Annotated in this window: 18 protein-coding genes and 2 pseudogenes; 13 read left to right on the top strand and 7 right to left on the bottom strand. The window is 68.6% G+C overall.

Annotated elements, in window-relative coordinates; genetic code table 11:
* Positions 1-108: 108 nt before the first annotated feature.
* Both OO70_RS03380 and OO70_RS54405 read right to left on the bottom strand, forming a co-directional pair.
* Entirely contained in the window at positions 109-3,807 is a 3,699-nt protein-coding gene (locus tag OO70_RS03380) for a LamG domain-containing protein (protein ID WP_043663324.1), read from the bottom strand.
* A gap of 712 nt (positions 3,808-4,519) precedes the next feature.
* The gene (locus OO70_RS54405) at positions 4,520-4,711 is read right to left on the bottom strand and encodes a hypothetical protein (protein ID WP_043663321.1); all 192 of its coding nucleotides are present in this window, start codon (positions 4,709-4,711) and stop codon (positions 4,520-4,522) included.
* 470 nt (positions 4,712-5,181) lie between these two features.
* On the opposite strand from OO70_RS54405, the gene OO70_RS52050 reads away from it, so the two are divergent.
* A complete protein-coding gene (locus OO70_RS52050) occupies positions 5,182-5,676 on the top strand; it encodes a hypothetical protein (RefSeq protein WP_078651233.1) in 495 nt (164 codons plus the stop codon).
* Between the two features lie 119 nt (positions 5,677-5,795).
* Positions 5,796-6,740 (top strand): hypothetical protein, encoded by a 945-nt coding sequence (locus OO70_RS03360; protein WP_051740549.1) that lies wholly within the window; start codon positions 5,796-5,798, stop codon positions 6,738-6,740.
* 82 nt (positions 6,741-6,822) lie between these two features.
* On the opposite strand, the gene OO70_RS03355 is transcribed toward OO70_RS03360, so the two are convergent.
* Positions 6,823-7,212, bottom strand: coding sequence for a hypothetical protein (locus tag OO70_RS03355; RefSeq protein ID WP_051740547.1), 390 nt, complete (start codon positions 7,210-7,212; stop codon positions 6,823-6,825).
* Between the two features lie 90 nt (positions 7,213-7,302).
* On the opposite strand from OO70_RS03355, the pseudogene OO70_RS03350 reads away from it, so the two are divergent.
* The 4 genes and pseudogenes from OO70_RS03350 to OO70_RS55265 all read left to right on the top strand — a co-directional run bounded on the left by OO70_RS03350 (position 7,303) and on the right by OO70_RS55265 (position 10,265).
* Positions 7,303-8,072, top strand: a pseudogene (locus OO70_RS03350) (transposase family protein).
* 115 nt (positions 8,073-8,187) lie between these two features.
* Positions 8,188-9,372, top strand: a complete 1,185-nt coding sequence (locus tag OO70_RS03345) for an IS701 family transposase (protein ID WP_043663316.1) — start codon at positions 8,188-8,190, stop codon at positions 9,370-9,372.
* Between the two features lie 171 nt (positions 9,373-9,543).
* Positions 9,544-9,876 carry a LuxR C-terminal-related transcriptional regulator gene (locus OO70_RS56785; protein WP_324604831.1) on the top strand — a complete coding sequence of 111 codons (333 nt, stop codon included), beginning with the start codon at positions 9,544-9,546 and terminating at the stop codon, positions 9,874-9,876.
* A gap of 212 nt (positions 9,877-10,088) precedes the next feature.
* Positions 10,089-10,265, top strand: coding sequence for a hypothetical protein (locus OO70_RS55265; RefSeq protein ID WP_199827234.1), 177 nt, complete (start codon positions 10,089-10,091; stop codon positions 10,263-10,265).
* A gap of 163 nt (positions 10,266-10,428) precedes the next feature.
* On the opposite strand, the gene OO70_RS03335 is transcribed toward OO70_RS55265, so the two are convergent.
* The gene (locus OO70_RS03335; protein WP_267881205.1) at positions 10,429-11,001 is read right to left on the bottom strand and encodes a 3-oxoacyl-ACP synthase III family protein; all 573 of its coding nucleotides are present in this window, start codon (positions 10,999-11,001) and stop codon (positions 10,429-10,431) included.
* Positions 11,002-11,287: 286 nt separating this feature from the next.
* Between OO70_RS03335 and OO70_RS03330 the strand changes: the two genes are divergently transcribed.
* Together OO70_RS03330 and OO70_RS03325 are read left to right on the top strand one after the other, a co-directional pair.
* On the top strand, positions 11,288-11,629 hold the full coding sequence (locus OO70_RS03330) for a hypothetical protein (protein WP_043663314.1): 342 nt from the start codon (positions 11,288-11,290) through the stop codon (positions 11,627-11,629).
* Positions 11,630-11,668: 39 nt separating this feature from the next.
* A complete protein-coding gene (locus tag OO70_RS03325; RefSeq protein WP_043663311.1) occupies positions 11,669-12,163 on the top strand; it encodes a hypothetical protein in 495 nt (164 codons plus the stop codon).
* On the opposite strand, the gene OO70_RS03320 is transcribed toward OO70_RS03325, so the two are convergent.
* Together OO70_RS03320 and OO70_RS03315 are read right to left on the bottom strand one after the other, a co-directional pair.
* A complete protein-coding gene (locus tag OO70_RS03320) occupies positions 12,103-13,119 on the bottom strand; it encodes a S66 peptidase family protein (RefSeq protein ID WP_043663309.1) in 1,017 nt (338 codons plus the stop codon). The two genes, OO70_RS03325 and OO70_RS03320, sit on opposite strands and share 61 nt — an antisense overlap.
* 338 nt (positions 13,120-13,457) lie before the next feature.
* Positions 13,458-14,820: pseudogene (locus tag OO70_RS03315) on the bottom strand (IS1380 family transposase).
* Positions 14,821-15,235: 415 nt separating this feature from the next.
* Between OO70_RS03315 and OO70_RS03305 the strand changes: the two are divergent.
* Entirely contained in the window at positions 15,236-16,348 is a 1,113-nt protein-coding gene (locus OO70_RS03305) for an IS30 family transposase (RefSeq protein ID WP_199827233.1), read from the top strand.
* Positions 16,349-16,518: 170 nt separating this feature from the next.
* On the opposite strand, the gene OO70_RS03300 is transcribed toward OO70_RS03305, so the two are convergent.
* The gene (locus OO70_RS03300) at positions 16,519-17,532 is read right to left on the bottom strand and encodes a LacI family DNA-binding transcriptional regulator (protein WP_043663301.1); all 1,014 of its coding nucleotides are present in this window, start codon (positions 17,530-17,532) and stop codon (positions 16,519-16,521) included.
* A gap of 149 nt (positions 17,533-17,681) precedes the next feature.
* Between OO70_RS03300 and OO70_RS03295 the strand changes: the two genes are divergently transcribed.
* The 4 genes from OO70_RS03295 to OO70_RS03280 are packed head-to-tail and all read left to right on the top strand — an operon-like array spanning position 17,682 to position 21,522.
* Complete coding sequence (locus tag OO70_RS03295; protein ID WP_051740543.1) at positions 17,682-18,926, top strand: amino acid ABC transporter substrate-binding protein; 1,245 nt, start codon at positions 17,682-17,684, stop codon at positions 18,924-18,926.
* A gap of 3 nt (positions 18,927-18,929) precedes the next feature.
* Positions 18,930-19,808, top strand: coding sequence for a branched-chain amino acid ABC transporter permease (locus tag OO70_RS03290; RefSeq protein WP_043663299.1), 879 nt, complete (start codon positions 18,930-18,932; stop codon positions 19,806-19,808).
* The gene (locus OO70_RS03285) at positions 19,805-20,788 is read left to right on the top strand and encodes a branched-chain amino acid ABC transporter permease (RefSeq protein WP_063749670.1); all 984 of its coding nucleotides are present in this window, start codon (positions 19,805-19,807) and stop codon (positions 20,786-20,788) included. The genes OO70_RS03290 and OO70_RS03285 overlap by 4 nt, the downstream gene beginning before the upstream one ends.
* Entirely contained in the window at positions 20,785-21,522 is a 738-nt protein-coding gene (locus OO70_RS03280; RefSeq protein WP_043663297.1) for an ABC transporter ATP-binding protein, read from the top strand. The genes OO70_RS03285 and OO70_RS03280 overlap by 4 nt, the downstream gene beginning before the upstream one ends.

The following is a 21,522-nucleotide window of genomic DNA, read 5'->3' as shown; positions in this document are numbered from 1 at the left end:
ACTCACGACAACAACCCCTCACACGTCAGAAGTCATCAACAAAGGAAGCGCTGGACCTGCTCGGGCGGGGCGGCAGCAGGTGCCGCCCCGCCAGGGAGAGGGGAGAGATCAGTCCCCGACCGTCTCGACGATCTGTTGCTGGCTGGCCATGGCACCGACCCAGACTCGGATGTCGCTGACCGTTGCGGGCAGATAGTGGCCCCAGGCGGAGTTCACGTAGGCTTTTCCGACGGCGAAGTCACCCGTGCCCGGCGTTGCCGTGTAAGCGGTTGCGTCGCCGTTCTGCGCGTCGCCCACGTAGAGGCTGGCCGTGCCGGCCGTGCCGGACTGCGCGTCGAACACACCGGTCAGGCGCACCGCGCTCCCCAGGTCGGCGACATCGTCGGAGACCACTCCGGTGAAGCTGCCGTCGGTGTTGAGGCGGCCGAAGTGCCAGAGCCCGACGGGGATCGTGGTGTCCGTTTCGGGGTCGGTGTCGGTGCCCGTCAGTTCGTACCACAGCCCCCAGGCGGAGCCGTCGGCACTGCGCTGGCCGAGGACCTGTCCCATGTAGCCCACCGCTTTCGCCGCGAGCGCGGTGCTGTCCAGTTGTACAGCGGTGGTCACGGTGAAGGCTCCGGTGTCGTCCACCAGCGGGCCCGTCGCGGACGCGGCGTCGTCGGTGCCGTCCAGGACGATTCCCGTCCCGTCCAGTGATGCCCCGCCCGACAGAGTCAGGGGCGTTCCGTATCCGGAGGTGGTGTCGGCAACCGTGGTGCCGGTTGCCGCGGACGGATCCCAGGCCGCCATCAACTCGGCCGCCGCGTAACTGTCGTTGGTCTTCAGCTGCACCTCGGTGGACAGTTCTGTCGACGACAGGGCCTGTTGCCAGACCCGGGCCTCGTCGATCTGCCCGTTGAAGTAATCCGTGAATGTCCCCGCAGTGCTGCCGTTGCCGCGGCCGAACTCGAGCGGGCCGGTGTCCGCCTCCGGCTCCCCGCTCGGTATTGCTTGCGGACTGCCCTGGGCCTTGCCGTTGACGAACAGCTGGATCGTGCCCGTCTTCGTGTCGTACACCCCGGCCAGATGCATCCACACCTTCACCGGCGGCGAGGCCGTGTCCGCGAGCGAGCGCACGAAGTGTACGGTGCCGGCCGAGTCGGTCCAGTGCCAGTTGAAGATCCACTTGCCGTAGGAAGTGGAGTAGTAGATCGCGAAGCCGGGTTGCGTGCTTCCACTGCCCGTCTGGGAGAGCACCACGTAGTTGTGGGTCGGGGTGGCGGCCATCCGTGCCCATGCCTCGACCGTGTACGACGACCGGGATTCCACGACCGGGCCGGAGGTGGCCGCGTAGCCTGTCGACCCGTCCACGGTCAGGCCCGTGTCCGTGACCGGTGTCGCCAATTCTGCGCCCGTGGCGTCATGGGTCAGCACACCCCTTCGGCCGCGCCCGTCCCGGGAAGCGCCGGACGAGGAGAGCGTCGCGTTGTCCTGCTCCGCCGCCACTGTCGTGGACGTGTCGAGCGCAGCGCCGCTCGCTTCGTCGAAGTGCCACTGGCCGATCGCGCCGGGGCCCTCCGCGACCAGGAAGTCGACGGCGTTCTGGGCCCCGTAGTCGAGGGAGTCCGTGGCTCGTACATACACACTGAAGGTGCCGGAGGTGGGTGGGGTGAAGGTGGCTGTCGCCGTCGAGCCGGTGATCGGTGCCGACCATGCGGCCGAGGACGTCGTCTTGTACTCGTAGGCGGTGTTGGTGGTGTCACCGGACGCCGGCGTGAACGTGAACGTCACCGGCGTACCCGGGCCTCCGGCAGCGGTGCAGGAGCTGGTGGCGCACACCGAGTACGGGCTCGACAGGGCGACCCCGGGTGCCTTGGGACGGGTCGGGTCGACCTTGAAGTAGCACCAGGCCCCCGACGCCGCGTTGGACGGGCCGGCCAGGTAGTCGCCTCCGCTGTTGTAGTACGACCGCGTCCAGGACCGGTACCGGTACAGGGCTCCCTCGGTCAGCGTCGACGTCTGGACGCTGCCCGGCGAGACGTTGTCACCTACATATCCGCTGGTGGGCCGTGCCGTCTCGAAGACCGTTGACCATGTGTCACTGCTCGCCGTGTACTTGTCCACGCTGTAGACGGCCTTCAGCGACGCACCGGACTCACCGCCCGCCGCGGTCTGCGGCGTCGACTGGAGCAACGGCTTCGGCTCGGACACTACCAACGGGTCCGACTGCTTGGTCTCGCAGGCGACAGTGGTCCCGGTGGTGGCCCCGACGACCAGACCGATCTTCGTGGGTTTCGCCGGGATACCGACGTACGTCACATCGATTTCCGCGTTGTCGTCGAACCTCTTCCAGCCGTTCGGGTCGGTCTCGTCGTGCGCCTTGAGCATCAGCGTCAGGCGGGAGAAGTCACCGTTGGCGAACTTCGTCATGGTCGAGGTGAGGTTCTCGTTCGTCTCGGTGGGGCTGTCGTTGAACTCGATGTGGGCAGCGGGCTGGCTGGGATCGCACGCGGACCCGCGTCCCGCGGACACGTTGCGGTCCACCATCAGGTCCCAGTTCGCCGTCGGGCCCGGCCAGTTGGTCGAGGAGGAGATGTTGCCCGTACGCACCAGATCCACCCAGGAGGGGGTACAGGACATCGACCACTTCTCCGTGATCGCGAAAGTGGCGTCCAGGACGTGCTTCCCCGCCAGCTTCGCCGGCGAGAACTCGAAGTACATGCGGTTCTTGTAGCCGGAACCGCAGTAGTACCCAACGCCGCCGGTGACGTAGGTGCCGCAGTAGCCGACGCCCTTGCCATCGTCCCCGCCGGAGAAGTTGTAGAAGGTGTCGCCGTCCGAGGACAGCAACGTCCGCTCGGAGGCCGTCATGCCAACATCCGGGTCGATGTACTGCGGGAACACGGCAGAATCGTCGGCGAGCATCGACGCATCCGGGGTCACCTTGATCGCACTCTGCCCCGCAGTGACCGGAAGGCGCGTGGAGGCGTCTCCGTCACTGGGCCCCTCGGTCGGATCCGGTGTCGTCTCACCGTCGCCGCCGGTCGTGGCCGCAGCGGTAGTGTCCTGCGCCGTCGTCGTGAACGACGCCTGGGACGCCGAGTGGGAGGAGGCCGTGGACGAGGCGGATGTGGTGCTGGTGGTGTCGCCGGATGAATCCCACTGCTGGGCTGCCGGAGCACGGAAGACAGCGTTGCCGTCGTCGTCGACCGCGGACAGGCCGCCGCCTCCGCCGTCCCGCAGGGACAGCCCGTTGGCCCGCACAGGGAACGAGAGTTCCTTCAACTCCGGGTTCGCGGCAGCCGACGCCGAGGTGACGACGAGCACTTCGCGATAACCCTCCGTCGTGGCGGTCAGCCGCAGATCCACGCCCGGCAGGACATCCGCGTACACCGCCGAGTCCCCGTCCAGCGTCGGATTCGGCAACGTGCCGGGCCAACCCACGGTCAGCGAACGCCCGTTGAGGGACAACTTCACCAGGTCGGCACCGTCCCCACCGTCGGAGAAGGAGATCTTGGCGACGGATGCCTTCGGCCCGACCGTGCCGTCCGACCTCTCCTCCAGCGTCGCGTCCGGCTCCGCCCAGGAACCATCAGCCTGGCGCGTCCGCACCGGCACGACGGAGTCCTTCAGCGTGAACGTCACCCCGTCCGGATTCGCGAACGTCGTGGTGTAGGGCGTGCGTTCACCCACGACCTCGACCTGTTCCCCCGTCTCCGCCGCCTTCTCCGCGTCCGCCCGCGCCTCCGGCGTCGCCTGATCCGAGGCCGTGGCGTCGCCCGCGTGCGCTCCGGCGGCCGGTACGGCCAGTGTCGGCAATGCAGCCATCAACGCGGCTGCTACGGCCAGCGAGACCACCCGTCTATGCGCGCCAACCGTCGAGCGCGCACGCCAAGAAAACCCCATCCCCCACCCCAACTGTTCACGCAGTTCTTACCCCGCCCTTACGGCCGCCTCATCAGAACCGCACGCAACACAGGTGGTCAATGGCGTATACAACAAAGAAGCACAACATCCGGCCACATCCCGCGTGCGGTCAAATGGTGCAAAGCAGAGACAGCGGGGGCGGATGCCGCCATCAAGCCTTGCGGCCACCTGTTCCAGCTCGGCGCCAACCGACCGAACCAGCAGTCAAATTAACCACAGTTGCAAACCATCCACTCCAGCGGCTCGGTTCTAGCAACCTCTAGCCACCATTTGAGGATTCGCTGACCTGAATGGTCCAGGCTTCGTTCCAAGCTCGGGACTCCTGAAGCGACTCCGGCATCCCGTCCTCGTCCCACGTACATGCCGTGCCAGAAACGTGCCATGAGCTGCATCCAGCCCCAACGCGTGCGGCTAGCCGAGCGTGGCTGGTATACGACCTTCGGGAAGTGAAAGAAACAGCAAAGCGAGGCCCGCGGGAGCACCGGAACGTCACAGCTTTCTTGCACGGGAGACGATGGCCCACGATTGCCCGCTTCGGCGAACTCCATTCGCGTGGCAGGCAACGCGGTGCAGTGAAAACGAAGTGCAGCACGTCCTCGACCAGGCCCGTGATCTACGCCGGGCCGAACTCGTCGAACTCCTCACCCAGCCACGCCGTCGGCAAGCCTGCCGAGCTGGGACTGGCAACGGGGTTGATCGGGAGCAGCAGGTTGTCGCCGGGCCACAGCGGGCATCCGGCTTCCGCCCAGGCCAGTTGCTGGCGGACCTCGGCGAGGACTTCGATCCGCTCGATGGGCCCGTACACCCGATGCCCTCCGGTCGTCGGACCGGCGGCTCGGACCTCGCTGTGCGGGCCGGCATACTCAGGGCCCGGGAGACGTCCGGCAGGGCCAGGCTGAGGGCGTCGCAGTCACGGTCGCGGATGAGCTGGAGCAGGTCTTCGGTGACGGCCTCCCAGTCTCCGACCTCTGACCAGCGTGCGCCGCCGTCGAGTTCGTGGGTAAGCGTGGACAGCGGCACGATCTGACCGGGCCGGCGGCCGTGGACGAGGAGGTCGTGGATGCGTGCGCCGTCGGGCTGCCGTACGTGGGGGTGCAGCAGGGAGGCGGCCGACACCACGGTGGTGTTGATCTCCCGGACGCCGGCCGGGTAGTAGGGCGCGTGCGCGAACAGCAGGTAGACGGTGGGAACGGCCTGGCTGGGGTCGGGCTGGGCCCGCCTCGCAGTCGACGGGCAGGTGTTGAGGCTGACGGCTGCCTGGGCAGGGTGGAGGACATGGCAGGCGTTGAGGAGCGCGAAGAGGCAACGGCCCTTGCTGCGCAGGCTCGGAACGTGGTGTGGGCGGCGGACGGCACGCCTTGGCAGCGGTTCCTGCGCGTGCTCAGTGGCGGCAGGTGTGGCCGACAGCCCGGCGGCTGGACCGTGATCCGGTTGGATGCGCCGTGGCAGGACACTCCCTCCTCGGAGCGGCCCGGCTGGAGGGAGCGGGCGGCGAACCTCGACGGCGATGTCGCCTTTGCCGTCGACTACCTCGTCTGCGCCCGCTGCGGGTTCGCGTGGGTCGAGTGGCCCTACACCATGGGGAAGTACCAACGCTGCGGACTGGCTGCTGCGGGCCTGGAGGCGCTGCGCCTTGAATACCCCGGACTGTCCTGGCACACCCTGGGTGCCCATTTCCGGGACTCCCGCCCGTTCTGGACGGCGGTGGGCGCGGGCGTGCCGGGTGTCTATCAGCAGCGGGAGACCTGCTCGCACGCGCCCGCGGGGTGAAACTACCGCCGATCTACCGTGTGCCGTAGATCACAGATGGTCGAGCAAGATTTATTGCCGATCAGGCCTGCTCCCAGGACCGAATAGTGATGCTCCCGTCTATCAGAAGGGCAACACCTGTGGGACTCACTGACCATCAGCGAGCGCGGGATCGCCTCCTCGACCAGCTCTCGTTGGTGCAGCGCTGGTATGCAGAGATCTTGTATGTCGGCAGGGACTGGTGTCGCATAGACGCGAAGCGTGCGGGACTTCGCACTGAGGTGACGGCCAGCAGGCTCCTGCCGACCGTCGCTGAACCGGACGGCACGCTCCGGCTGACGGCGGTCGATCCGTACTCCTCGTCGCCGATGCCGTATCTGGATATCCTCAGTCCTCCGGTTCGACAGGTTGCGGGGACCCCGGTGTTCCACTGGGAGATGGACGACCGGGCGCAGCGCGCAGTCGCGAAACCTGTGCCGCACCTGATTCGGCTGCTCAACGCCCGTGAGGGCATCCTGGAAGATCGGCCGTGGTGGGTCGAAAGTGTCGTCTCGAACGTTCTGGCACTACCTCAGGAACCGCTGTGGAGGGAGGCGGTGTACACCGCGCTCCTCGGCGACTGGCCCGACCCGCTGACGGATCGTCGAGAACTGACTCTTCAGGCCGTCAGCGTGCTTCGAGCCGAGGCGCGCACTGTTCACCGGCAGTTGGTTCCGATCTGGCGGCGGCGCACGCGACACGGCCGGGTTCTGTCTCTCGACGCAGACCTAGGAGACGGGTACTGCCTATTCGATCTCCTGGCGGCGCAAGCAGGGCCTCAGCTGGACCTCATCCACTCGGCGAGAGACCAACAGCGCATCGGTGCCCTGCTCCGTGCTCTGACGCCGCTGGAGCGGCATGTCGTCCTCGCCCGCGCCGCCGGCGAAGCAACGACGTGGACGGAGGCCGCGATGGTCTGTCAGCTCGAAGACCCCCAGGCCTTCGGCGACCGGGTGCGGCGCAAGGTGCTCCGGCTGATCAGGGAGCAGGAGCGGCGGCGGCAGAGCAGCGGCCGATGGCCTTCCGGGCGAGAGGGGTCCGTATGAGCCTGTGGGAGGGCGCAGCCGCGGAGTTCTTGGGCGGCTGCGCGGCAGCGGGCATAGTCGCCCTGACCCATTGGGTCGTCCGTCAGCTGTCCCTCAAGCGTGCCGCAGGCAAGGCTGAGGAACGGGAGTAGACATCGTCGGGCCTCGGCCGGACGTCAAGTTCCTTCGCCAGGAGGAGCGGGTCGGAGGCCGTGGCCAGGCGAGAGAGGCGGGAGCGCTGCTCGCCGATGCCGCGGCATCCGTCCAACGGGCGCAAGGCGTCCGGCCGCACGGCAGTGACGGCGTCGACGTAGGCGCGGCCGCCCAGAGCAATCAGGTCGCCGACACCGAGGACGCCGAGCTCGGTGGCCTGAGCGTGCAGCTGCTCGACGCCGATGTGGCCCGGTGCGTCCATCCGCTGCTCGTACGGCAGGAGTTCGTCGTCGAGGCGGACGAGGCCGTGCAGGGCGGAGAGGTTATGAGGGCCTTTCAAGTCTGTCCGTTGTCCGCAAAACTCACCTTCGTGGTCCCGCCCATGGCTAAAGGGTGTTGCACAAGGCCGTGAACTGGGCATCTCCGGTGTATGGCAGGGGTGTTGAGGGCCGAACGGGTGTGGGTGGAGACATTCACCGGGCTGCAAGTGACGCAGTTCGCGCGTCTGTTGAAAGTGGTGCGGGAGCGGGGCGGTAACGGCACCCTGCGGGGCCGGCCATGGTCGCTGCCGCTGGCCGAGCGGGTGCTGGTGGTCGCGGTGTACTACCGCACCAATCTGACGATGCGGCAGCTGGGCCCGCTGTTCGGTGTCTCCTCCTCCACCGTGTGCCGGGTCATCCAACGACTGGGACCGCTGCTCGCGATCGAGCCCGTCTCCCGCCCGGCCGATGCCCCGGAACGCATGTGGATCGTGGACGGCACGCTGATCCCGCTCCGCGACCGGTCGGTGGCCGCATCCAGCCGCAACTACCGGTTCTCAGCGAACGTGCAGGTCGTCGTGGACGCGGACACCCGGCTGGTGATCGCGGCAGCACGACCGGTGCCGGGCACGACGGCGGACGCCCACGCCTGGCGTGCGTCCGGGCTGAGCCGACACTGTGAGGGCGTGACGGTGTCGGCGACGGCGCCTACCTCAACTGCGGCATGGCGGTACCGCACCGCAAACGCCCCAGACGGGCTCTGCTCCCGGGCGAGGAGGACGACAACGCCGCCCACCGCAAGGTCCGCGCCCGCGTGGAACACGTCATCGGCCGCCTGAAGAACTACAAGATCCTCCGCGACTGCCGACAGCACGGCGACGGCCTCCATCACGCGGTCCAAGCCGTCGCCCACATGCACAACCTCGCCCTCGCATCATGACCAGAAGACTGTGCTCACCCACTCTGGCCTGCCCGAACACGGCCTTGTGCAACACCCTTTAGTACTGCAACGGTGCTTGCCGTAACTGCTGGCCAGCTGGTTCGTTGGTGTGGTTATGGGTGGGGACCTTGCTGAAGTCAGGTTGTGGGCCGGAGAGCTGGACGTACTGCATGAGCGGTTCGTGCACCGGTTCAACCGGGAGGAGCCGCGTCAGTCGGCGCTTGCTTATATGCGGGGGCTGGTTGCGCCGCTGGAGCGGAAGAACGGCTGGACGCTGTCGGAGGAGGCCGGTCACGCGGGCCCCGATCGCATCCACCGGCTGCTGAACCGGATCGAGTGGGATGCCGACGAGGTCCTGGACGACGTACGCGACTACGTGGTGGAACACCTCGGGGACCGGGATGCCGTCCTGATCGTCGATGACACCGGGTTTCTCAAGAAGGGCATCCGCTCGGCCGGCGTGCAAAGGCAGTACTCCGGAACAGCCGGCCGCACCGAGAACAGCCAGATCGGTGTGTTCCTCGCCTACGCCACCGGCCGTGGACGCACTCTGATCGACCGCCGTCTGTATCTGCCCACCTCCTGGACGGACGACCGGGACCGCTGCCGCCGGGCCGGCATCGACGACAGTGTCGCCTTCGAGACGAAGGTGGCCATGGCCAAGGCGATGGTCCGCCGGGCCATCGCCGACAAGGTCCCGTTCAGTTGGGTGACGGCGGACGCTGCCTACGGCTTCAGTAAGGGCTGGCGGTTCGAGCTTGAGCAGGCGGACGTCTTCCACGTCATGGCCACCACCCGGCACGACACCGTCGTCACCCGCTGGTCCATCGATCACCCCGTCCACGACCTGTTTCCCGGCCTGCCACGGCAGAAATGGAAGCGCCGTTCCTGCGGTGAAGGAGCCCATGGCCGGCGGATCTTCGATTGGGCCCGCGTCGAGGTGCGGCCCTGGCGCCGGGAGGACCGCCGGCACTGGGTTCTCGCCCGCCGCAGCGTCAGCAGGCCCCAGGAGATCTCCTACTACGTTGCCTCCTGTCCCGCCGACACGACGCTTGACGAGCTGATCCGCATCGCGGGCAGCCGATGGGCAGTCGAGGAATGCTTCCAGACCGCTAAGCAGGAATGCGGCCTGGACGACTACCAGGTCTGCCGCTACCCGGGCTGGCACCGCCACATGACCCTGGCCATGGCCGCCCACGCCTGCCTGACCGTCCTGCGGGCCCGCCAGCTGGACACGGACAAAGCAGAAACGGATCCTCCCAGCTCATCCACCTCAGCCTCGCCGAAATCCGACGCCTGATCCACCGCCTCACCGACCGCCGGCCAGCACCGGTCGAGCACATTCTGCGATGGTCAACGTGGCGTCGGCGACGCCAATATCAAGCCCGCCTGAGTCACTACAAACGACGCGGACACAGCCCCTGACAACTGCCCAGCACTCAGAACAAGCACCGTTGCAGTACTTGTCTGCATACTGCCGCGTTCACACACCGGGCTCGACCGGATCGTCCTCGCCCTGCTTCGTACGCGTGACGGCCGAACCGATCTCGATCCACCCGAATCGGTAGTCCGCTCTCTACGAGCCGATCTGCGCGCACTACGCCACCAGTCGTCGGGCCTGTCCGGCCTCGCCCTGGACGCGCGCGAGGCCGAGATGCTGCGACTGCTCGCCGACGGACTCAGCTCCGAGGACATCGCCCTGGCCCTGAACTGCCCCGAGCGGAAGGTCAAGCACGTGATCCATCGGTCCTGCACCACCCTCAGCCTGGGCCATCGTGCATGGGCCGCCGCCCGCGCCGCGTAGCGGTGAAGCAGACGGGGTCAGCCCAGTCCGTCCGGCTGCTGTCGGGGCAGCTGCTGCGCGGCCGCCGGGAGGGCGGCAAGAACGTCGGTACGAGTCACGGGTTCGGGCGCGGGCGAGTTGCCGGGCGACCTGGAAGAACAAGTCACGTCCTATGGCGCCGTGGCAGGAGACCTCTGCAGGCGCGGAGCCAGCACGCTGCTGGACCAGGCCGCATGGCGCGTCCATGGGAGACCTCCGCTATCGCGGGCTACCACTGCCAGTACGACACCGACTGGGTCGCCGACAAGACGCGGTGGGGCCTGAACATCGACGCCACCGAGCGCGACGCGCTTGCCCAGCAGTTCGCAGACTGCCCCGACCGGCCGATCACCGTCACTCTGGCCCGCTGAGCGCGACTCCGGCCCGTTGCTACGGGGGGAAAGCGGCGAGCCGGAGGTCTCCACCGTGCCTCAGCGGTGGGCCGGGGCATACGGTGCGCCGGCGAACTGGCTGGCGGACGGCCCTGGTCACGGCGCCGGACGCTGGGGATCCTGGCTCGCCGGCAGTGCGGGGTCACCGCCAGCGCTGCACGGAACCCGCCCAGCTCATCCCCGAGCCGACCGCGGCGTGCAGGACGGTGCTCTGCGGCTTGAGCCTTCCCTGGGACCGTGCCGCGTGCATGGCTATGGGGATCGAAGCCGCCCCGGTGTTGCCGAACGTGTCGACGGTGACCACGAGTTGGGACGTGGAGATGCCCAGCTCAGCGCCCAGGGTGCGCAGCATGCGCGCGTTGGCCTGATGCAGGATGACCAGGTCGATCTGGTCCAGGTTCAGGCCGGACAGCCGGGTGATCCTCGCCACGATCTGCGGGAAGACCCCGTGGAAGTAGGCCGCGACGGCTTTCCCGTTCATGTGCAGGTAGTGCCCGCCTTCAGCAACGGTGAGCTCACTGGCCGGACGGGCACTGCCTCCGGCGCAGATCCCGCCGATGTCAGCCAGTCCCCCATCCGATCCGTGCGCGCTGCACAGCATTCCCTCCCCCGCGGGTGTGGGACCCACGACGACCGCGCCCGCGCCGTCGGCGAACAGCACCCCGGTGGAGCGGTCGCCGGGGTTCTGGAACTTGGAGAACACCTCTGCCCCGATGACCAGCGCCCGGCCCCGGGACAGGACGCCGCCAGGTCGTCACGGGCCAGCTCCAGGGCGTAGAGAAATCCCGCGCACGCCCCGCCGATATCGGTGGCCGAGGCCCGGTCCGCGCCGAGCCTGTGCTACACCCGGCAGGCCGTGGCGCCCTCTCCCCCGGCCCGCTCTGCCAAGCTCCTGCCCACCCGTCGTCACCGACGGGCGGGCACTGACGCACGAAGACCTGGACGCCCTTGCCTCCACCGGAAGCCGGGGCGGCGCCCGAGCCGTCGACTACCTGCGCGGCATGCTCCTCGCCTACCAAGCCCTGCCCGAGCGAGACAAGCTCCCGGCCCGCGTCGAACGCCATCTCGCCCGCGTCCTGACCCGTCACCCCGAGCACGCCCTGCTGCTGCGGACCTACGTTCGCTGGTCGCTCCTGCCCCGAGCCCGCCGCCGCAGCCACCGCGCCTATGCCTTCGCCAACCGGCTGCGCTGGGCCCAGACGAGAATCAACGTGGCCGCCCACTTCCTGGGCACCATGCAGGCGGCCGGCCTGGACCTGGCGGAGGTCACCCAGCACGAAGTCGACCAGTGGCTGGCGGCGGGCCGCAGCACCCGTTACGAGGTCCGCGACTTCCTCGTCTGAGCAGCACGCCGCGGCCACGGCCAGGACCTGGTCGTCCCCGTGCGGCCCCGACCGGATCCCGCCTGCCTGGACGAAGTCTCCCACTGGGAGATCCTCCACCAGTGTCTGCCCGACACCGCTCTCCCGCTCGACATCCGCTGCGCCGGCGCCATCCTCTTCCTCTTCCTCTTCGGGCAAGAAGTCACCCGGATCGCCGCGCTGCCCACCGACGCCATGGCCGTCCGGAACCAGGAAACAGTCCTCCTTCTGGACCACGTCCCCATCCGCCTGCCCGCCCCCCTGACCCGGCTCCTGAGCGAGTTCGCCGACCAGCCACGGCCACCGGACTGGGCAACGAACTACCCCAACCGCTGGCTCTTCCCCGCAGCCCAGCCAGGCCGTCACATCACCGGCAGCACACTGGCCCGCCGCCTCACCGACTACGGAATCCCCAGCCGCCCCGCCCGAGCCGCCGACCGCAGCACCACCGTCCCTCACACCCCGGCGCCACGAAGCGGGCGTACCGCCGGCTCAAGCAGCGACAAGGTCCGCTGATACGCATCGAGTCCGACGCGAATGCCGACCGGCATCGGCAGATTCGGGCCGGCGTGTCCGAACTCGACGTTTCCCAGGACCGGGATGTCACGGTCGCCGAGGACGTCGAGGACCACCTCTTGCAGGGTCGGGGACGTGTCGGGCGAGTCGAGTCCGTCGATCGCGGTCGGGATGCCCACGACCATGCCGACGATGCGGTCGAGGATGCCGGCGTGCCGCAGTACCTGCAGATAGCTCCACACATGCGATGCGTGGCCGCCCGCCTCCTCCCAGAACAGCACGGCGCCGTCGAACTGTTCGAGCGGCAGCGCGTACGAAGTCGCCTGTGCCAGCACGATGCGGTTGAGCAGCCCGCCGATCAGTCGGCCTTCGGCGCGACCTGCACGCCAGCATTCCCACGACGCGGTGGTCGGCAGCGCACCGATCGGCTCCGTACCGGTCAGCAGCCTCAAGTAGAGCTTCTCCAGCACCGCTTGGCGTGCTGCGGACGCCGCCTGCCAGTGCCCGCCGAGCCCCGGGGTGGCCACGTCGGCATGGAACCCGACCAGACCCGTGCGTGCATGCAGCACCAGATGCAGCAGCGAAATGTCGCTGTAGCCGAGAATCGGCTTGGGGTCAGCGGTGACTGCCTCGAAGTCGATCAGGTCGAGGTAGCCGAGTGCCGTCTGGCCGCCGTCATGCGCAATGACGGCGCGCACCTCAGGGTCACGCAGAAGAGCATTGAATTCCCCGGCGATCTCGGCCGGCGTAGCCGCGCTCCACCAATGGTGCCGCCCTGCTTCGAGGAGCGGTGCCCGACGCACGCGGAATCCCATCCGCTCAAGCACGACCACCGCCTGCTTCAGGTCGGGCTCGTAAACGGTATGGAGCGGACCGGACAGCGACGCGATCGCAACGAGATCTCCCGGCCTCAGGGCACGAGGTCGAAGCGGTTGAGGCAGTGGAGTCTGGGTCACCGAGCGAGTATCCCGACACCCTCAGCAGCACGCGACACATTTACAGCCTTGCCTGCATGCCCACCCTGCAATCCATGATCGGCGATGGAATACCGCACAGCCCGCATAACACTCCCCGCCAGTCGGCGCCTCCCAATGGAGCGCGAAGGAAGGGGAGTTGTACGCGAACGACCTAACCTCGATTTTTCGTGACGGTCTGTCGGTTCATCCGATGGGCCGTTACGGCTTGCCGGGGCGAGGGCGGGCAGGCTGAGGGCCCGATTGTCGTGTCGGGTGGGCGCCGGTTCCACGGTTCCGGAGGCGTTCGGCTGCTCGTCGGGGTGGGTTGTTTTGGTGGGTCAGCCGGGGTTGGGTAGGGCTTGCAGCCGGGTGAAGGTGCTAGCGATCGTGTCCGTCCAGGGCCAGGGCTGGGGCAGACGTAGGATGCGTCGGCGGCCAGTGGTGACCAGGCGTGCGGCGGCGGAGAACAGTCGAAGTCGTAGGCGTTTGGGTTCCCGGCGGCGGGCTCGGCCGGTCAGGGCGAGCATCGGCATCCAGGCCAGCAGATCCAGGGCGATCTGGACGATCTCCAGCCAGACCTGGTTCTGGGCGGCGCGGTGCAGGGGAAGGTTGCGCAGGCCGGTGCCGCGAGCGGCGCGAATGCGGTCCTCGGCTCGGGCCCGTTGGCGGTGCCGCACTTCCAGATGCGCGATCGCGGCGTCCGGGGTGTTGGTGGCGAAGCCGGTCAGGCGTATGCCGTCGGTGTCGGTGAACCTCAACTGAGCGCCGGGATGAGGCCGTTCCTTGCGCACGATCAGCCGCACACCCGCCGGCCAGCCCTTCAGAACGTCGCCAGCCAGTTCGGCCACCCAGGCACCGTCTCGGACCTGGCCGTCGGGCTCGAGCCGGGGTCCAGGCCGAAGCCGGGACCTGCAGCACGGCGTCGTGGACGGCCTCTGTGATCGTCATCCCGACCGAGTAGGACAGCCACCGGCCCCGCGCCGTGAGCCAGTTCAAGAATTCGTGGGTGCCGCCGGCGGAGTCGGTCCGGATCAGCGTGCGTCGTCCGCGCCGATGGTGCTTCGGCAACTGGGCGAGGGCCATGCCGGTGGTGGTGATGTGGTCGGCGGCGGTGTTGCTGCCCGCGTTGCCCGGCCGCAGCAGTCCGGCCACCGGTTCCCCGGACCCGGCCGCGCCGTGATCGACGAACGCGACCAGCGGATGGTGCCGGAAGGTCCGCTTCCAGGTCGCGGTGGCGTCCTGCTTCTCGGAGTGCGCCAGCACCAGTACCCCGTCTATGTCCACGATGACCTGACCGCCCATGCCGGGGGCATCGGCACCAGCCAACTTCCACACTCGCTGGCGGACTTCGGCCCTTGCCCGGCGAATCGCCGCCAGCGCGCGAGGGCCAGCCGTGGCCAGGGTCTCGACCAGCCTGGAGACGGTGGGATCGGAGGCTACCGGCCCAAACACCAGCGGCTCGGCCCGCAGCACGGCCACGTCCGACAGGCAGTCCCCGCCGAGTGCCACCGCCAGGGCGACGTCCAGCAGGACCTTGCCCGGATCGTGCACCGCACGCGGCTTGCGCCACGGCATCAACGCTGCCGATATCGCCGTGTCCAGCCCGGACTTGCGAGCGGTCTCCACCAGTAGCACCCCACCGGCCTGCGAGACCACGGCACCCCCACCGCCCTGGACGCGGACATGCGGGTATGACCCGATACGCTTGTTCGCCGGAGAGTGCTTCTTTCCTTGCAGCTGACAGGACCCTCGACAAGTCCAATCATTGCAGGTCAGGAGTACTCTTCACTTTTCTGGCCACCTGTTGGGCACGACGATGGACGAGGTGCGAGGCCGTGATGAGCGACCGCAGAATCACAATCGGATTGCTGGCAACGGGAGCCGTCCTCCTCTTGGCAGGGGGTTCCTGGTTTCTGCTGGGAGAGCACGCGGGCAGAGGCGTTGCCGCCTTGGCTGTCGGCTTCGGCTTTGCGTTGATCTGCTTCTCGCAAGCGGCGCGGATGCTGGCCAAGCAACGGTAGAAACCCGGAACCTTAGATTCAACCGGTCAGAGCAACAGTGCAGGTTGAGGGCAGTAGAAGTGGCGAGACTGGGACGGCCGGGGGTGTCGGACGAGATGAAGGCCGACCTGTGGCGGCGGTGGAGGTCCGGGGAGTCGATCAGCGTCATCTCGAGGGGAATCGGCAAGCCGCCCGGCTCGGTGTTCACCGTCCTCAAGCACCACGGAGGAATCGCTCCGCTGCCTCGCACGACGCGCGTCGGAAGTTTGACCCTGGTGGAGCGGGAGGAGATCTCCCGAAGGCTGTGTGCCGGCGATTCCTACCGGGCGATCGCCGGTCTGCTGGGGCGTGCCGTGTCAACGGTCAGCCGTGAAGTCAACAACAACGGCGGACGCGACGTCTACCGGGCAATCGCCGCGCAGGAGCGTGCACTTGACCGCGGTCGGCGTCCGAAAGAGTGCCTGCTCGCTCGCCGGCCCGCGTTGAGGCAGACGGTGCTGGACCTGCTGAGGGAGGAATGGTCACCGGAGCAGATCGTCGGGCATCTGCGTCTGCGTCACGGTGACGACCCGGGAATGCGGATCAGCCACGAGACGATCTACCGGTCGGTCTACATCACCCGATGGAAAGTGGTGCCTCGTGAGCTCTGCAAACGTCTGCGGACCGGCCGTCCGATCCGGAAGAACAAGCGTCACACGGTGAAGGGACAGTGGCGTTCCCAGATCCGGGATGCCCGGCCGATCGAGGAGCGGCCCCAGGCCGCGGAGGACCGCAGCGAGTCCGGGCACCTGGAAGGCGATCTGGTGATCGGCTCGAACAACAGCCAGGTCGCGACACTCGTCGACCGGAAGACGCGGTTTCTCCAGGTCGTGAAGCTCGCCAGCCGCCACACCGCCGTGGTCGTTCCCGCTCTGGCCGAGACCTACACACGCATGGATTCCCGCCTACGCGGCATGCTGACCTGGGATCGCGGCATGGAACTGGCAGCTCATAAGCGCCTCAGCGCCGACACCGGTATCAACGTGTTCTTCGCGGCGCCACGCAGCCCCTGGCAACGTGGCACCAACGAGAACACCAACAAGTTGCTCCGCCAGTACCTGCCCAAGGAGACAAACCTGTCGACCTTCAGCCAGGACGACCTCAACGCCATCGCGACGAAGCTCAACAACCGTCCGCGCAAGTGCCTGGGTTTCCGGACACCAGCAGAGAGCGTTGCCTTGACCGGTTGAATCTAAGGTCCCGCCCCTCACGAAGTCCTGAAACTGCGCGAGCGTGGCCCTGCCCCGCCAGGCACAGCCGCCGATCCCGACGCACTCGGCATCCAACAGACAGTGGACTCCGGGAACGTCCGCCCGGTCTCAGAGATCAAGCTCCAGGTATTTTGGGCCCGACGCGCGCATCACGTGGGACCGGGCCGGCGGCGGGCGGTCGAACCGCGGACGACCAGCCGGGCGGGCAGCAGGATGCTCCAGGGTGGCGCGGCGGCGCGCAGGTGGTCCAGGAGGAGCTGGGCGGCCTGCACGCCCATAAGGTGGTGCGGGACGTGGACCGTGGTCAGCGGCGGCCGGAAGCGGTCCGCGAACGGCATGTCGTTGAAGCCGACGACGGACACGTCCGCCGGGCAGCAGCGGCCCAGGCCCTCGATCGCGCGCAGGGTACCGAGGGCGATGAGGTCGTTGCCCGCGAGGACCGCGGTGGTGTGCGGGTGCCGTTCGAAAAGCAGCCGGGCGGCGTCGTACCCGGCGGCCTCCGTGTAACTCGCGCACTCCACGACGGCGGCACCAGGGGCGGCGGCGCGGAAAGCCCGCATCCGGACATGGCCGGTGGACAGGGTCTGGGGCCCGGCCAGGTGGGCGAGCCGGGTGTGGCCGAGGCCGCGCAGGTGGGCCACCGCCTGCGCGATGCCGTCCGCGTCGTCGCCCAGTACGGCGGGCACGTCGGGCAGTTCGGTGAAGCGGTTGACGGTGACGAAGGTGATCCGCTCCCGTACGGCCAGTTCGAGCAGGGGGTGGTGGCGGCGGGCGGTCGCGACGATGAATCCCTCGACCCGGCGGCTGCGCAGGGCGTCGAACTCGGCGCGCTCGCGGGCCTCGTCGGCGTCGGTGTTGACCAACAGGGCCGTGTAGCCCTGTTGTTCAAGGCGGTCCTGGATGCCGCGCACGATCGGCGGGAACAGCGGGTTGGTCAGGTCGGGGATGAGCACGCCGACGGCGGCGGTCCGGCTGGTACGCAGGCCCCGGGCCAGGGTGTTGGGCACATAGCCGAGCCGGGTGGCCTCCAGCGAGACGCGGTGCGCGGTCCGGGCGCTGACCTGGTGCCGGGTGGCCGGGTTGAGCGCCCGGGACGCGGTCGCCTTGTGCACGCCGGCCGCACGGGCCACGTCGTCGAGCGTGGGCGGTCGGCCGCTGGTCATGCGGCGAGGCTAGGGCGTGCCGGGCGGAGCCGCAATCCATTGCGGTCGCTTTGCTCCTGCGGCCGTTGACACCTCGGCCCGGCGGCAGCAGACTCCCCCGCAATCGATCGCATGGGTGAGAAAGTCCCTTCCACGAAGGGTGTCCGATCATGCGTCATCCGTACCGTCACGCCTCTTCGTCCCGCGCGCTGTTCGCGGCCGTCGCCGCCACCGCCGTGCTGGTCGCCTGCAGTTCCTCGGCGAAGCCCAGCTCCTCGGCGTCGTCGCACGCGCCTCTGAAGATCGGTATATCCCTGTCGCTGACCGGCGACTTCTCCGACCCGGGCAAGAGCGCCGAGCGGGGATACCGGCTGTGGGCCGACACTGTGAACGCCAAGGGCGGGATCCTCGGCCGCAAGGTGCAGCTCAGCATCGTCGACGACACCTCCAGCCCCACCCAGGTGGTCGGCAACTACCAGAACCTGATCACCAAGGACCATGTCGACCTGACCTTCGGCCCGTTCTCCAGCCTGCTCACGATCCCCGCCTCCCAGGTGGCCAAGCGCTACGGCTACGCGTTCCTCGAGCCGGCGGGCGGTGGACCGAAGGTCTTCGCCCAGCATCTGCACAACCTCTTCTTCGTGCAGCCGGCGCCCGTCGTCAAACAGGGTGACGTGTTCGCCGACTACATCCTCTCTCTCCCGGCGGCCCGGCGTCCGAAGACCGCCGCGTATCCGGCGCTCGACGACCCCTTCGCCTCGCCGATCGCCGACGAGGTACGCACCCGGCTCGAAGCCGCCGGGATCAAGACGGTCTACCAGCAGATCTACCCCGCCGAGATCACCGACCTGACCCCCGTCGTGTCCGCGATGGCCGCGAAGAAGCCCGACCTGGTCGTCGGCGGCACCCAGGCGGACGACGCCTACCGCATGGTCAAGGCCATGGTGCAGCTCAAGTGGGCGCCGAAGCTGCTCTATCTGTCCAACGGGGCGAACGACCCGCACAACTTCCCGGGCAACGTCGGCGCTTCGAACGTCGACGGGATCTTCTCCTCCGGCGACTGGTTCCCGAGCTCCAACACCTATGGCAACGCCGGCTTCCTCAGCGCGTACACCAGGAAGTACGGCGGCACCGCCGGCACGATCGACAGCACGTCCGCCGAGGCGTACTCCTGCGGGCAACTGCTTGAGGAAGTCGCTGCCAAGACCGGCAAGGTGGACAACGCGACCCTCATCTCCGCGCTGCACACGGGCAGTTGGCAGACCCTGGAGGGAAATCTGAGCTGGAATGCGGACGGGGCCGCCAACTCCTCGTACGTGTTGGTGCAGTGGATCAGCGGGAAGATGCTGCCGGTCTACCCGGCCGGCCGGGCGCAGCACGCGCCGGTGATCGCCGCTCTGCCGTGGGGTGGCTGAGCCATGCACGAGGCGGTTCAGGCGGTCATCCTCGGGGTCCTCACCGGGGGCGTGTACGCGTTGATGGCCAGCGGGCAGACGCTGATCTTCGGGGTGATGAAGGTGGTCAACCTCGCGCAGGGCGCGCTGGTGATCCTGGCAGCCTTCCTCAGCCACAGCCTGTTCACCGCGTGGGGCGTGGACCCCTTCCTGTCGGTGCTGATCATCGCGCCGCTGATGTTCGCGCTCGGCGCGGCGGTGCAGTGGCTGCTGCTGCGCCCGCTGCACCAGGACGACGCGGCGCTGCTGTCGCTGCTGGTCACCTTCGCCGTCGCGCTGGGCATCGAAGGGGCGCTGACGGTGGTCTACCACACCGACTACCGCACCACCCGGCCCGCATACGTCGACCGGTCGTGGCGGATCGCCGGATACCAGGTCGGCGAGGTGCGGCTGGCGGCCTTCGCCCTGTCGCTGATCACGCTGGGCGGGCTGTGGATGCTGCTGTCCCGGACCCGTTTCGGGCGGTCGGTGCGGGCGACCGTGCAGAACCCGGTCGCGGCCCGGCTGCTGGGCGTGGAGACGGCCCGGGTGGCAGCGCTGGGCTTCGGGCTGGGGGCTGCCACCGCGGCGGCGGCCGGGGCGGTGTACGGGATGGTGTACTCGTTCAACCCCAACAGCCACTACGACCTGATCTCACGGCTGTTGTCGGTGGTGATCCTAGGCGGGCTCGGCAGCCTGGGCGGCACGGTGGTCGCCGCGCTGGTCATGGGCGTCGCTTCGTCGCTGGTCGGGGCGCTGGCGTCGCCAGTGTGGTCGGACTTCAGCTTCTTCGTGGTGCTGCTGGCGGTGCTCCTGCTGCGTCCCCAGGGGCTGTTCGGTGCCAGGCTGCGGGGTGCGCTGTGAGGCGGCGGCTCGGACGTTATCGGCGTTACGGGCCCGGGCTGGCGGGGCTGGCGGGGCTCGCGGCTCTGGTCGTGTTCCCGCTGGCCGTGTCGGCGCCCTGGCTGGTCACCGTCGGGCTGTTCACCCTGATGTACGCGGCGCTGGCCAGCGCCTGGAACCTGGTCGGCGGCTACGCCGGGTATCCCTCGCTCGGGCACGCCGCCTTCTTCGGCATGGGCGCCTACGCGGAGGCGATCTGGTGGACGCACCGCACGGCGGGCTCGGGCTACGGACCGTTTTGGACACTGCCGCCGATCGGGCTGGCGGTGGCTGCCGTCGCGGTGCCGGTGGCGTGGATCGCGATGCGTACCCGCACGGATGTCTTCGCGATCGTCACCATCACCTTCCTCTTCGTCGTGCAGACCCTCGCCTTCAATCTGCGCGGGCTGACCGGCGGCGCCCAGGGCGTGGCCATGCCGGTCGCACCCTTCACCCCGGCGACCTTCGAACGCCCCTTCTACTACGCCATGCTGGCGCTGCTCCTGCTCGCTCTGGCCATGTCCTACGGCGTGCTACACAGCAGGCTCGGGCTGGCGCTGACCGCGGTGCGCGGCGACGAGGACAAGGCGCGGAGCGTCGGGGTGCCGGTCGGGGCGGCGAAGCTGACGGCGTTCGCGCTGTCGGTGGTGGTGACTGCGATGGCCGGGGGCGTGTGGGCGTACTACCTGTCCTTCATCTACCCGCAGTTCGCGATCGACCCGCTGCTGTCCATCGGCATGGTGCTGATGGTCTTCCTCGGCGGGCGGGGCACCCTGTGGGGCCCGGTGCTCGGCGCGTTCGTGGTGGCACCCGCGCAGCAGTACCTCGCCTACCGGTTCGGGGCCAGCCAGCTGTACCTGCTGGCGTACGCGGCGCTCTTCGTGGTCGTCATGCTCGTCATGCCGCGCGGCGCACTGCCCACCCTGCGGGACCGGATACGACGGGCCGAGGCGCGGGCATGAGCGGGCCGCCGCTGCTCGAAGTCCGCGCCCTGACCAAGCGGTTCGGCGGGGTGACCGCGGTGGACGGCTGCTCTTTCGCCGTCCGGCGCTCCACGATCACCGGGCTGATCGGCCCCAACGGGTCGGGGAAGACCACCGTGTTCAACCTCGTCACCGGCCATCTGCCCGCCGACTCCGGCCAGTTGGTCTTCGACGGCCGGCCGGTGACCCGGCCCGACCCCGGGCGGCTGTACCGGCGCGGACTGTCCCGCACCTTCCAGCAGCCCCGGGTCTTCGGGGAGTTGACCGTACTGGAGAACATGTCCGCCGCAGCCGGGCACGACTGGCGGGCGCTGGCCGGGCGGCGGCTGAGCGCCCGGGACGCGGCACGCGGCGACGCGCTGCTCGCGGAGTTCGGACTGAGCGGGCACCGGGACACGCCCGCCGCCGAACTGTCGTACGGACAGCGGAAGTTGCTGGAGTTCGCGGCCCTGCTGATGAGCGAGCCCGCGCTGGTACTGCTCGACGAGCCGACGGCCGGGGTCAGTCCGGCGATGGTCGCCACGATCGAACGGCATGTGCGCGCCCGGAACACGTCCGGCACCACGTTCCTTCTCGTCGAGCACGACATGGGCCTCGTCATGCGGCTGTGCGACCCCGTCATCGTGCTGGACGGCGGCACGGTGATCGCCGAGGGCCCGCCGGACGACGTACGGTCCCGGCCGCGCGTCCTCGACGCCTACCTCGGGGGGTGA

The sequence above is a fragment of the Streptomyces xylophagus genome, from assembly GCF_000716435.1.
In the GTDB taxonomy this organism is placed as follows: Bacteria; Actinomycetota; Actinomycetes; order Streptomycetales; family Streptomycetaceae; genus Streptomyces; species Streptomyces xylophagus.
This window is presented reverse-complemented; position numbering and strand designations above follow the sequence as displayed.

Excerpts from the sequence above, each read along its gene's own strand:
- OO70_RS03380 (WP_043663324.1), bottom strand. The coding sequence starts at position 3,807 with ATGGCTGCATTGCCGACACTGGCCGTACCGGCCGCCGGAGCGCACGCG.
- OO70_RS52050 (WP_078651233.1), top strand. The coding sequence starts at position 5,182 with ATGGCAGGCGTTGAGGAGCGCGAAGAGGCAACGGCCCTTGCTGCGCAG.
- OO70_RS03345 (WP_043663316.1), top strand. The coding sequence starts at position 8,188 with ATGGGTGGGGACCTTGCTGAAGTCAGGTTGTGGGCCGGAGAGCTGGAC.
- OO70_RS55265 (WP_199827234.1), top strand. The coding sequence starts at position 10,089 with ATGGCGCGTCCATGGGAGACCTCCGCTATCGCGGGCTACCACTGCCAG.
- OO70_RS03330 (WP_043663314.1), top strand. The coding sequence starts at position 11,288 with ATGCTCCTCGCCTACCAAGCCCTGCCCGAGCGAGACAAGCTCCCGGCC.
- OO70_RS03305 (WP_199827233.1), top strand. The coding sequence starts at position 15,236 with ATGAAGGCCGACCTGTGGCGGCGGTGGAGGTCCGGGGAGTCGATCAGC.
- OO70_RS03300 (WP_043663301.1), bottom strand. The coding sequence starts at position 17,532 with ATGACCAGCGGCCGACCGCCCACGCTCGACGACGTGGCCCGTGCGGCC.
- OO70_RS03295 (WP_051740543.1), top strand. The coding sequence starts at position 17,682 with ATGCGTCATCCGTACCGTCACGCCTCTTCGTCCCGCGCGCTGTTCGCG.
- OO70_RS03290 (WP_043663299.1), top strand. The coding sequence starts at position 18,930 with ATGCACGAGGCGGTTCAGGCGGTCATCCTCGGGGTCCTCACCGGGGGC.
- OO70_RS03280 (WP_043663297.1), top strand. The coding sequence starts at position 20,785 with ATGAGCGGGCCGCCGCTGCTCGAAGTCCGCGCCCTGACCAAGCGGTTC.